This window comes from Gardnerella swidsinskii, from assembly GCF_023277705.1.
Taxonomy (GTDB): domain Bacteria; phylum Actinomycetota; class Actinomycetes; order Actinomycetales; family Bifidobacteriaceae; genus Bifidobacterium; species Bifidobacterium swidsinskii.
Genome location: NZ_CP083176.1, coordinates 1,417,498 through 1,430,131, shown reverse-complemented (window position 1 = coordinate 1,430,131; position 12,634 = coordinate 1,417,498). Strand labels below are relative to the sequence as shown.

Here is a 12,634-nt window from a genome sequence, read left to right as displayed (position 1 = left end):
TCATGTTTGTATAACACTCATATAATACCTAAAGAACTAGCTTTACAGTTAGATAATCCACCTTACTTGTATGCTCTTCCATTTAAGGAAACTAGAGAATCAAATAATTGTATTTCATCTAGAATACTCTCAGTTGGAGTTCTTTCCGTTATTGCAAGTTCTTTATACTTACTAGTAATTCCCTTAACAGCTTCTAATATCGATGGTTTAGAAACTTTGGAATCACTTTTCCTATACTCTTTAATTAAATCAGAAACTGCAAAAATCCCTAATTCCTTGAATTTCTGAGTTCGGTCATGATCATTCAAAGTTTCATTATTACTGATTCTTTCAACATTAAACCTTGTATTGTTTACTTTTTCGTCATAAGCCATCCTAAACTCTAACGAATTTTTCCAACCATAGTCAGAATTGTAAACAAACTTTTCACCAGTTATGTCTTCAATAGCCATAGCTAGAATATACTCATAGCATCCAGCATCTCTACTATCATAAATAGCATCGTAAAGAGGTTTAATTGCCTTCAGTCCCAGTTTCAATATTCTTTGATAGTTTTTAGAATTCCTAATAAACTTTCCTGGATGTGCCTGCATAGCCACTTGTGGATTAGTCTTCGTCTCAGTTTCTAATTCCACCATCAACTTATTCATGGATCCCTTTATATCATCTAACGTTTCAGCATAAGCTACGTTTACTGGCATCAATTTATGAGCTATATTCCCACTATTCTTTGATGCTTGATTATTTCCAATAATAAAAATTCCAGTAGATACAAATAGAACCAATAAAAGTAAAGTTCCTAGCGAAATATACATTTTTTTCTTAGACATAGTATTACACCTCCTAGAATTCTAATTCGCAGTGTATTTGTGTTGCAAAGAACCATAAACAGAATTAGGGTAATAAGGATCATGACTACCATGGTTAAACAGCTCCAATTGTCCCCATTTAGCACGGCACCACTTAAGACCAGTAACCTTTGCAAAATGAACAATTTTATCAGGAGAATGACCATACGCTAGAATAAATGGATCATATTTATAAGGTCTATAACCTTTCTTTGCCAGATAATTATCCAATTGCGCTTTAGTAGCAGCATCACCAAAGTCACTAGGCCATTCGTACGTCATACTACCAGTTGCAAATCCTAGACAATTATATGCTGGCGTAGCCTTATCACTATAAAACCATGTCCATGAAATACTATCATAAAACGATTTTGGTTGAGATAAAGTATACGCATAAGCAACAGAATTGGATGTAAAAAACAACATTCCAACAACCATTACATAAGCGGTTATTGCTGATAACATCTTTCTTTTTCTAACCATTTGTAAGCACCTCCTTAAAAACAACATCTTTGACTAAGTAAGATTGAGATTAATCAGCTTTTATCTCGAATAATCATTATTCTTGTACATTTTATGATTTTTATAATGTCACATAAATTATTCCACCCTTTCTGCTACTCTTAATTTGTTGTATACTCTCATAGTGTAGGATATTATCTTAGTTAAGTATCCATAGAGATTAAATTCTATTTTTCGCTTAACGTTAAGATAATTCGTTATGTCTTCGTTGCCTAAATGATTCATCCACTGTCTAAACAGTTATACTATAACAATATTAATTTAACATGTTATATTAATATTATCAAGACACAAATTCATCTTAATCACCTAACTTATTTCTGCCAATTACAGTGAACGCTCCCGCACGGTTAAGTGGGAGCATGTTGCCGTTAATCAAATACAAGTCACCACCCTCACAGGCTGGAATCTTATCCAGGTTTTCTAGCTGTCTAATATCGTTTGCGCTCATCCAACCGTTTTGACGAGCGGTAGCATAACCATTCATACGACTCTGATAGTCTCCTCGAAGAAGACCATCCACGTTAAACTTCACATAATAAGTTTCTTTCTCCTTATCAGTAAAAAGCCGTCTCGTAATAGACTGTTCAAAACGCGCCACCCAAGGATCAAGCGTGTATTTCACAAACTCAAGCGACTGCTGTTCAATATTAGAAAAACTCGATTTTTCTAAATCACCAACCATGTGTGGTGGGACTCTAAAAATACGAGCGATCTCGTTAATCTGAAACTTACGAGTTTCAAGAAACTGTGCTTCGTTAGGCGAAATAGAAATAGGCGTATACTTCATGCCTTCCTCTAAAATCGCTATCTTATGCGAATTAGAACCCGAGAACCCCTTATTCCAACTATCCCTCATACCAGACGGATCTTTTACTGTACCGGGGTATTCCAAGATGCCGCTTGGTGTAGCACCGTTAGCGAAAAACGATGCACCATACTCTTCCGTAGCTATCGCCATACCGATAGCGTTTTTTGCCATCGCAATAGGCGAATAGCCAACAAGCCCGTCAAAACCAAGACCGGGAATATGAAGCACGTCAAAAGGTTTAAGTTTCACACTCGTTTCTTTACCCGCTAAAACATCACTATCACTTAACGTATACTCGTAAAAAATTTGACCACTCTCATCCCGGTCAACTCTCATACGATCAGGCATTAAAGGGTATAAGCCTAAAACCTCGCGTCCTGGAATGCTTTTCTAAAATTCAATCCCTCCGTGTCAGCATGAAACACGTAGATAGACGCATCATCCGCCATCGCCTGCTCCATGTTCACGAACGAGTTGAAAAGAAACTGGTAAAACTTATCATCCTCCATATTATCGTTTTTAATTTTCCCAGCAGCACCCTCATAGTTCACGTTATAAGGCGGATCAGTAACCACCAGATTCACTTTAGTATTCTCAAGAAGCGTCTTATATGTTTCTAACTTAGTAGCATCACCGCAAATAACACGATGCCTGCCAAGCGTCCAAATGTCACCTGTTTTAGAAAAGCATGGTTCTTCCAATTCTTTTTCAACATCAAAATCGTCTTCGTTTACGTCTTTATCGGCATCAAAAATACTGGAAAGCTCCGCCTCGTCAAATCCGAGAAGATCAAGGTTAAAATCAGCTCCTTCAATCTCCGACAATTCAACAGCTAATAGCTCATTGTCCCAGCCGGCGTTAAGTGAAAGCTTATTATCCGCGATAATATAAGCACGTTTTTGTGTTTCAGTTAAATGGTTTTCTTTCACGCACGGAACTTTTTTAAGGCCCAGTTTTAATGCCGCGGCAAGCCTGCCGTGGCCTGCGAGAATCGTATTATCTTCCGCCACTAGAATTGGGGATAGAAAACCAAACTCGCGAATACTTGCCGCTATCTGAGATACTTGTGCCTCAGAGTGAGTGCGAGCGTTTCTCACATACGGGATAAGCTCACTTACGTCAGCCAGATAATACTGCATTTCTTTTTCCATAAGCTTTCCTCCCGTTAGAAAAGACCCCAGCAAGCCAGCTTTTCAAAACCACCCACCGAGTCAATATAATCTTTCGCAATTTTCACAATCTGCGAATACGGTTTACCATCAACCATTTCATCCCCGATAGCACAAGAAAACTCAACCACCCGGCCGGTTTCCTGCGCTTTCAAAAACGCGTAAATGTTAACCGACACGTCAGCTTTCGTAAGATCCTTACCATGAAGTCCGCCGCCCGTAACAGCATAAGCCATGTCTGACCCGAGTTTTCGGTTAACCGCTCCCGTATCCACGCTGATACCACCCGTCCAGTCGCCTAAAGGATTAACAAACGCATTCGGATAGTCTTTCAATAAGTCTTCTCGTTTAGCGTGAGACTGGCAGATGATAAGCTTTTCACCATCAAGAACATACTTGCCGTCATACGGATACTTTTCATAAACCTTTCGAGCAATAGCCGAGAGTTTCTTCTGCTCGCCTGTTAGTGGCATGCCTTTAAAAATCCCGTTATCAGCGCAGCGAACCATACCATCCTGGTTTTGGCTTAAATGCTTATCCTGCGGCACAACCGTAATATCAATCTTTACTTTCCCAGGGCTTAAACGGTGGATAATATTTTTAATATCCTTAAACTTAAACATCACCGTGCTTTCAATACACACGGCACACTTACCATGCCCGAGCATCACTTCAACAGCAATCTTCGGATTCTCATCCAGCTTGTAAGCAAGATCAACAATTGCTCCAGCAATACGATCCGCAATCTTGTCGACATGTGACGGGTTTACTTTTTCTATCATAATTTTTCTCCTTATATGTTTTTACGTGTAATAAGCAGGCGTCCTGTAGCGGTCGGAGCGATGGAGAGAACATACAAAAAGAGCCGGTACTCTAGGTGAAGTACCGGCTTTCTTAACTGAAAATAACCATAGGAAAATAGAGGTACTTCACATAGCACCCCACGGAATAAACCCGTAGAGACTCTACGATGTATCTCATCGCCCTATAGCTAATCAGGCTTTGTGATTTAAATTTGATGTTCTCAACCTATGCAACGATATTCATTTCATTAGTTGAAATCACATCAGAGTTATTGATTAACTCTGAATTAAATATAATCAAGTAAAGAAAGTAATAGAAGATAGTAAAAAATAGCATAACTTTAATGGAAAAGTAATGCTAAATTATTTACATTACTCGTCATTAAAGTATATAAGCGATATATTCCAAATAAATTGACATTACTTTTTGCAACCAAAAAATAAAGCCATGCTATAATCCATGACTTTATTACAATAGAAAGGATTCAAAATGCCCTTGATCAAAGAAAAAATTCCGTAAATAATTTTGAAAATTTTTTATTTATGTTTGAAAGCTGTAGTTGTGACTGCGTTGAAGATATAGAACACACATCTCCAGGGAAAGAGCCTACAATCAGATTAAAATTACAAGCAATACCTGAAATTTGGTTACACTGCCAAAGGTGGTTTATTTCGGATTGCATCTAATGTAAGCACAGAGGATCGAAATATACTTGGTAAATTAATTTCATTATCTAACAAACTAACTAAAGAACTTTTTTCTTTCTTTAAAAGCAATGGTTTCTTATTTCCTGTATCAGAAACTTCCTATACTGGATTCGATGAAAAAATTTTGTATGAAATAATCAACCGATTGAAAGCGACAGTTGAGTTAATGACTGCTGTAGTGAAATTAGAAAGAATTATAAAAAGATTTGCGAATTGGTTATCTCTTTACTCCTCCGTAAGGATATTTCTATAAATACAGATTTTATGAATAAACCTTATTCAAGCTGCCACAATTCTTATCTTGAAACGATTAACAACTCTCCATCTGAATTATCTCCTAAAAGAAAATAGGAAAAATTTGATGGAGATACCTACACTATTGCAGACTCTTTATATGGCACATATAATCTGAGCATCAATGATTATAACGATAGTATTGGAGGTTATAAATCTGTTCAAGGATTTCAAAACGAGCTATATATTAAAGTAACTTTGATGTTTGTTAATTATGAGAAACAAGATACAGCTAAGAAAATTTCCGATTTCCTATTTCACTTCTTTTATGACATGAATGGAGATAGCTCCAATAATTTCTCTGAAATAATGAAAGTAGCAGTAATTGAAATCGCTAAGTTTCTAATTAAGGAAGAAATTAATTACAATATTAAAGATATACATCCTGTTTATGATCCAGAAACCATGACTCCTTCCTGGAAAGTAGATTCACTTCTTAGTGCTGTATATTTCTCCATATTTTACTTGAAACCAGATCTTGAGTTATATCGCCCCTGTGATAATCCTAGATGTGGTCGGTATTTCCTTGTAAATACCACATCAACAAGGAAACGTTTCTGTAGCAAAGAATGCTGCAACAGAGTTACACAAGACCGATATAGGAAAAGAAAAGGAAAAAGAAGAACTATAAAATAAAGTCTCTGTCTGTAGTACTACAAACAGAGATTCTGCAATAGTATTTTTTATATTTAATCTATATCGTACGTGCCACGGTCTTCGGCAACCATAGAATCAGTAGGCTTACGCGCATAAGATACTATTTTAGAAAGAGATGATTCCTTTGTAAATTTTATTTCCTTCCTGCTCAGAACAGACTCTATAGATTCTGCAAGTGCAGCCTTTTCCTTTATCGGTTTACCTGAATAATGGTACATTAGATATCTTGTATCAATCACAATTCCTTGGATTCGTTCATAGTATTTTTTGTTGCGTCTCCAGTCGCCAATTGCCTCACCAATGTTTCCAACAAAAGACGTCAGACTAAAATAGTTCTTTGCCATATTGTACGGCATGATGAAAGCATTAAATAGAGATTTCGCATCTACATTCTTATTCTTTTCCAAATATTCGCCATATGTAATTTGCTTATTGATTGACGAACCGTTAGGCAGATGGTCAGGAATCCCAGTCAAACCGTATTTATAGTACTTAGCGTCAAGAACGTAATATTTATCGTTATATATCATGATTGTATCCGGTATCAAAGGCCTCTTTTCTTTGTATTTGCCGTAGTCAAGCAACCATCTTGAACGAGGAAAATATTTATTTTTGTCCTTCTCTCCAAATGCTCGATCAATTAATTTTTCCCACACGTGATCAAAGTCATCTGTACCAAAGTAGAATTGCTTATCGGAAGTCTTCTCATCCATATACTCAAGCATGTCATTCATGCTACGAAATAAGGATTTCTTCCTATCGTCATTTGTAGTAGCAAGCTTGTTTTGGACAATTCTTATTGACGTCTTAATATCCGGATGTGACCCTGATTCCTCTGGCATATAGGGAACATACAGCCATCCAAGTCTCTTAAACGCTTCATACACACAGAATCTATTAATCTGCGTTATTTCTTTCGTGTCATTTGGAGTTGAAGATCGAACTTCAAACTGTGTAAATACAAAAGAACTCACACCATTTCTGCTTTGAACAAGAGGCATTTGCTTTCGTGCAGTTCTTGCCCAATCCTGCTTACCAGTTGAAGCAGTAGTATATACTTGCTCTTTCTCAACATAATAGGCGCCACCAATTGAAAAATAATATTCTATAACATTTTTATACGCATTGATAGGGAAGCCTACCAATTGTGGTGCTGTAAACTTATTAATTGCCAATAATCTGTCATCTTTTGTTGTAAATTCAGATAACACTTGTATTAAATGCTTTATGTCTGTTCTGATTTCAGCATCGGTTTTTGGCAACTCATATCCGATTGGAAAATAGACCATAGCATTATCAGAATCAGCTTTGATACCAACAAAACGATCAACATCTTCATTTGTGTTAACATGGCAGTGTTTTTTAATATCAAATTCCTTGATTGAATTTGATGCTGAGTCTAAATCCATATAAATCACCGACTTAATCTTCTTCTACATTAGCAAATGCATCCCTGACATTATCTTTAAACACCTTAAAGCGCTCAGTACCATTGGCATACATAAAAGCATGTATTACTTGTTCAAGACTTTGATATTTATCAACATCAAAAATAATTTCACGGTTGAATTTAAATGCATCATCCCAAAGATATTTTATTACCTTTTCAGGGAACTTCCTATTTTGTCGCATTGCATCACGAATCACTGCAATTCTGGACTTCTCATCATCTGTAAGGGAACCACTGGTTTCTTTCACACGAAGAGCATCGTATTCTTTCAGATCTCCCATAGTGTCATCGTATTTAAGGTCATGAACATGAACAAAATATGCTCCAAGTCTCTTATCCTCCGCAGAAGTCATCCTTGTACTATTCCCAACAACAATCTTATTGATTTCAACACAGAAATTTTTCCATGTTATTCCAGTGTCAAGGATTTCTGCATCAGCAAGCGAACTGTCGACACTGGCAAAATCGTTCTCGATAAGACGCATATCCCATCTGCGCTGAAAAGCTGTATCTAACGTGAAAACATTTTGATCTGATGTGTTCATCGTACCTATGATGGAAAGGTTTGAAGGAATACGAACCTTTTCTGTTTTTCTATCCTTGCCGTACATCTCCTCAGCAATATTCATATTTGTAATACCGTACTCACTTGTACCGATGGGATATCCGTTGTCATCAATATCACGAATTTCTACTTTACGGTCAAGCAACTGGAACACTTCTCCGAAGATAGCAGGAGCGTTACCACGATTAATTTCCTCAATAATAAGGATGTATTCCTTGCTCGGATTGTTATATGATTCACGAAGGATATTCGTAAAAGGTCCAGGAGTAAACTTATAACTTACCTGTCCATCATCTGAAACTGCTGGAAGAATCTGTCCAATGAAATCTGAATAAGTGTAGTCAGGATGAAATACAAGTCTTTCTACAACACTTCCAGGTTTGCAATATTCATGCTCAATAGTCCAACTCTTACCAGAACCCGGAACACCATATAGAAGAATATTACGCCCACTTACAACGCGATTATTTTCAAGCGAATCTTGTCTATCGGTCTCTTTATCTATATTTGCATCCTTGAAGCCTATTATTTTTGTGGCTGATAGCTGCAGAAAGGTTTCTACCCTTTTTTGATATTCCTCTAGATTATTAAACTGACCTTTTAATATCTGAACATCTCCATTATGGCCCTCAAGGTATGGGTTTAGTCCATCCGAAAGCAGAGATTTAAGTATTCTTAAAGAACCTTTAGCTTCTTCATCTCCATTTAAGTCTACATTATTTTTAGTTTGCATTAGTTTCTTATACACGTCGTTTTGATTAAAAATAACATCATTAGTACCATCAACTAATTTAAAGATTGCGCCTTCAGATATTGCAGTTAACAAGCGACTCAATCGAGTCTCTATCTGCTTATCATAATTAATATCAACACCAATCCACAAAATCAAAATACGTACATAAGCATCCCAATCATTGTCAATTAGAGTATCGATAATGTCAGCATTGACCGTATAGATTAATTTTTTGGGATACCTTATTCCACCTGTCCTTTCTGCACCAGCAGTTTTATCTTCATCAATAAAGCTGATTTTTGCTAACTTCCAAATTAGCTCAAAGGCTACTATTAGCGATTCCATTTGAGACTTAAATAGTGAATTATTATTTATAGCATCTATTACTGTATCAATGTTAATACCATCTTGTTTACAAATTTGTGCTAGTTTATTTTTAATAGCAGTTTTCAAATTTGGATTAATTACTATTTTGTCTCCACTTTGCACGGAATACTGAAGCTCAGCAGACTTAATAGAGCACTCCCAAAACAAAAGTATTAGCGCGACAGCACTCTTAACATGTGGGAGCGAAGATTTAATACCAAGCTTTAAATCCAATGCACTATAAGCGGACATATTATCTGGTCTATTCATCAATGTTTCCCTCCATAATATCATTTTTAATTACTCTAGCGATTGCTGATGCCAATAGTGGCGGAACAGCATTACCAACTTGTCTCATTTGAGAACTCTTACTACCAATGAATATGAATTCATCTGGGAATGACTGTATCCTGGCCGCTTCTCTTACTGTTATTGCCCGATTTAAAAAAGGATGAGTAAATTTGCCTGAAGAAGGTGTATCAAATCTTGTTGTTATCGTGACGGATATATCATCTTTTTTCATCCTGGTCCACGTACCACTATATATGGATTTAGTTAGATGCTCTTTTGGTAAAACTTCTTTACCGGCATTAGGAGGAATCATTCTCAATCTTTTTAATGAAAGTGGAGAGTGTTTTGTTGCCTTATGATTATACAAAAGGTTAGCATGTCCACGTAATTTTTTTTCATACTCGCTTTGAGGCGCATATCTGTATTCTTGCACCTCATCACCTTCTCCTGATTCTAAAAATGCCAAGTCGCTAATTGCGTCCCATATAGTTACTTTCTCATTCAGCGAGGATGGTAAAGACGGAGCAACCCCATTCATTTTGCCAATAATAACTGCTCTTTTTCTATTTTGTGGTACTCCAAAATCCGCGGCATTAAGTACTCCATGCTGCAAAAAGTACCCCATAGCATTAAATAGCGTCTCAATTTCATTAAAAAAATAACCTTTTTCAGCAGTAAGCAGGTTTGGGACATTCTCCATTACAAAATACTTAGGTTTTACAAGCTCAACTACCTTTACATAATATTCAAATAAAAAATTTCTTTTATCGTAGATTGTTTTCCGCTGACCTTTTTGCGAAAAGCCTTGGCAAGGTGGCCCTCCTATAATGACGTCAATCTTATTTTTATATGTTCCAAAAACAGCATCCAAATCAAGAGAGGTAATATCACCAACGACCATTTTTGTTGTTTTATGATTTTTCATATAAGCGTTTGCAATGGATTCATCATACTCATTAGCTAAAAGAACACTGAATCCTTCTTCTTCAAAGCCTAACGATAATCCTCCTACGCCTGAAAATAAATCTATTACCGTTGGTTGCATTTATTTGCCCTCTATCCTAGATTTAGCAATGTTGTAGTATTCTGAGTTTAATTCTATACCTATAAAATTGCGACCAGCTCGTTTTGAAACAACTCCCGTTGTTCCAGAGCCCATAAATGGATCTAGAATATTATCACCAGGGTTGGAAAGTATTTCTACAAAGTGCTGCATCAAACTTTCTGGCTTTTGCGTTGGATGTTTTCCATATTTTCTTTCGCTATTCGGAGTGACGGATGTTTCTATAAAATCATGAAACATAGCTCCACCATTGTTAAATGTTCCAGTCTTTGTTTTATAAGTGAAATACACCCATGCTTCTGTAGAATTTACAAAATGTAAATTCATATTTCTGGGCATAGGGTTAGTTTTATGCCAAATCCCTGTTGTCTTATAGTAAAATCCATATTCCTCAGCTAACTTTATAATCGTTTCAACTTTTATAATAGCCATAAACACAATCATAGAGCCACCCTTTTTCATGACTCTAGAAGATAGTTCAAAAAAAGACTCCATGGATTTCTTCCATTCCTCAAAACCCATGTCATCCCAACCTGCGGCAGCAAAAAAATTGTCTCTCATCTTTTTTAGATTAGTATCTCTAGTTTTCATAAAACTACCAAGATTATATGGCGGATCTGTAACAATTAAATCTATTGATTTTGCCCTAAGATTATCCATAGCAACAATACAGTCATCGTTGTAAAGTTCTATTTTAGACAATATGAATCACTCTCCTAACTTAACAGCTACTCTGCACTTTCTCCACTGGCAATCCATTTATCTAATTCCGAGCGTTTAAATTTCCAAAGTTTTCCTATTTTATATACTGGCATATCTGGTTTTTTTCTTATCCAGGTTCTCAGAGTGACAGTTTTTATCCCCAAGTATTCTGCCGCTTCATCAATGCTGATATAGCCTTCTTCATTTTTCATCTGTGTTATACCACCTCTAAATTTTCATCACTACAGACCCAACTACCATTATATCTGCTTTTTATAAAAGGTCAATGTATTTGGTTGTATTTGGATATATTTCATTATATTTGTATATATTACTAGATATTTTACATTATAAGAAATTGCCTATCTTTGACGCTGTAGCCTGTGAGCAAGTCGTGTGTACTTTTTACCGTTACCATCCTGTGCACTCGACCCTAGAGCATTGATATCTTCCCTCAAACAGCCAAACTGCACTCAAAAAGCACGCCGAGCCAGCTTACAGCCGCCACTCATTAAACCTTTTAACGATAGACCCTGTAAACCCCTGCTACACAAAGACAAAATTTGCCCAGTTAATCAGCTCTTGACATCAATACAACAGTCTCCACGTGGATTGAGAGACAAATATGAAATGAATAAAAGTTAATAGTTTTCAAAAGCTCGTGCTCGGGAATATGTGTGGGAATATAAGCATAACTAATACGTTAAGCTATTCACTACAAATCTAAACTATTCCTATCCAATAGGAAGTCGAATAAACTAATAGTAAGTATTCCATGCTCATCCAAAAAAGGTTTTATTCTATCTTTTACGATAATTATTTTTCTTAAATGAATCATCAATATATAACAAGGACGCTTTTTCTTGATGTATCTTTTCGATTGAAGGAAGACTATAGGCAGATTGAATATAATATCTTTTACTTCCAAGATTAGCTATGAAATCAACTTCTAACTGTTTCTTGATGCCTTTATTATTAACATTAAACGTATATTATATCTGTGAACAACATCTCGTAAACGTACGCCTCTTCCTATTTAGAATTATTTCCATTTCGGAATTTAATCTAAATACATTATGAAGAATAAGCTCATGGAACTCAACGCTATTTAGAAATCTATCGCAAAAAGTCTCTGACCTCACCCAAGCTAGCCGTGGACACTCTTTAGAATAAATACATCGCGTCCACTCCACTTAGGAGTTGCAAAACACGTACTTGCATGATGTCATCCATTTAATTAGTCTCGCTGTCTAGTCGGAGAATTGTTTTACTTGCTTGACTTAATAAGCACGACTGTCCAAGCGATAAGAATCAGTTCCATTGCAATGGCTACTCCAAGCAGATGATATAACTCCATAATAGCGAAAGCTGCAATAACTGGAACCATTACGCTTATTAGAATAGAAACTAGCTGCATTTGCTTACGACAGTTTGAACATTTACTCATTTAGATGCCTTCCTAGTAAGCTGGTGCATTTAGAATCACCAGGGTCTCAAGTGGACGATAATATAACAATAATGCTAACGTCCACTGATGAAATTCAACTATTTGAAACTAACGGTGCTAAAGTACCTCTCTCACTAATTAACAAATTATCATAGTTGGCGTGAATGGCATTCTGAGTGACGGTGGCACCATTCATGTCAAGAGG

General features: G+C 36.3%; 11 protein-coding genes and 1 pseudogene. 1 reads left to right on the top strand and 11 read right to left on the bottom strand.

Features of this window, described 5'->3' with window-relative positions:
- Positions 1-62 precede the first annotated feature (62 nt).
- The 5 genes and pseudogenes from K9E37_RS05840 to K9E37_RS05820 all read right to left on the bottom strand — a co-directional run bounded on the left by K9E37_RS05840 (position 63) and on the right by K9E37_RS05820 (position 4,132).
- Entirely contained in the window at positions 63-830 is a 768-nt protein-coding gene (locus K9E37_RS05840; RefSeq protein WP_102155301.1) for a hypothetical protein, read from the bottom strand.
- A 21-nt stretch (positions 831-851) separates the two neighbouring features.
- Positions 852-1,331: a DUF7689 domain-containing protein gene (locus tag K9E37_RS05835; RefSeq protein ID WP_102155302.1), complete on the bottom strand. Its 480-nt coding sequence runs from the start codon at positions 1,329-1,331 to the stop codon at positions 852-854.
- 340 nt (positions 1,332-1,671) lie between these two features.
- Complete coding sequence (locus tag K9E37_RS05830) at positions 1,672-2,529, bottom strand: phage portal protein (RefSeq protein ID WP_286061233.1); 858 nt, start codon at positions 2,527-2,529, stop codon at positions 1,672-1,674.
- A 17-nt stretch (positions 2,530-2,546) separates the two neighbouring features.
- Positions 2,547-3,332 (bottom strand): annotated as a pseudogene (locus tag K9E37_RS05825) (ParB N-terminal domain-containing protein); the annotation flags it as partial.
- 14 nt (positions 3,333-3,346) lie between these two features.
- Complete coding sequence (locus tag K9E37_RS05820) at positions 3,347-4,132, bottom strand: S-adenosylmethionine synthetase N-terminal domain-containing protein (RefSeq protein WP_248893227.1); 786 nt, start codon at positions 4,130-4,132, stop codon at positions 3,347-3,349.
- A 1,224-nt stretch (positions 4,133-5,356) separates the two neighbouring features.
- On the opposite strand from K9E37_RS05820, the gene K9E37_RS05815 reads away from it, so the two are divergent.
- Positions 5,357-5,791 carry a CGNR zinc finger domain-containing protein gene (locus K9E37_RS05815; RefSeq protein ID WP_033888673.1) on the top strand — a complete coding sequence of 145 codons (435 nt, stop codon included), beginning with the start codon at positions 5,357-5,359 and terminating at the stop codon, positions 5,789-5,791.
- A 53-nt stretch (positions 5,792-5,844) separates the two neighbouring features.
- Here the strand turns inward: K9E37_RS05815 and K9E37_RS05810 are convergent, their stop codons facing one another.
- From K9E37_RS05810 to K9E37_RS05785, 6 genes are all read right to left on the bottom strand, one after another.
- Positions 5,845-7,221, bottom strand: a complete 1,377-nt coding sequence (locus K9E37_RS05810; protein WP_248893615.1) for an LlaJI family restriction endonuclease — start codon at positions 7,219-7,221, stop codon at positions 5,845-5,847.
- Between the two features lie 13 nt (positions 7,222-7,234).
- Entirely contained in the window at positions 7,235-9,196 is a 1,962-nt protein-coding gene (locus tag K9E37_RS05805) for an McrB family protein (protein WP_076002754.1), read from the bottom strand.
- On the bottom strand, positions 9,189-10,262 hold the full coding sequence (locus tag K9E37_RS05800) for a DNA cytosine methyltransferase (protein WP_012914001.1): 1,074 nt from the start codon (positions 10,260-10,262) through the stop codon (positions 9,189-9,191). The genes K9E37_RS05805 and K9E37_RS05800 overlap by 8 nt, the downstream gene beginning before the upstream one ends.
- The gene (locus K9E37_RS05795; protein WP_004110918.1) at positions 10,263-10,982 is read right to left on the bottom strand and encodes a DNA-methyltransferase; all 720 of its coding nucleotides are present in this window, start codon (positions 10,980-10,982) and stop codon (positions 10,263-10,265) included. It abuts the gene before it with no gap.
- A gap of 26 nt (positions 10,983-11,008) precedes the next feature.
- Positions 11,009-11,194: a helix-turn-helix domain-containing protein gene (locus K9E37_RS05790; protein WP_012914000.1), complete on the bottom strand. Its 186-nt coding sequence runs from the start codon at positions 11,192-11,194 to the stop codon at positions 11,009-11,011.
- Between the two features lie 1,055 nt (positions 11,195-12,249).
- Positions 12,250-12,429, bottom strand: a complete 180-nt coding sequence (locus tag K9E37_RS05785; RefSeq protein WP_012913999.1) for a hypothetical protein — start codon at positions 12,427-12,429, stop codon at positions 12,250-12,252.
- Positions 12,430-12,634 lie beyond the last annotated feature (205 nt).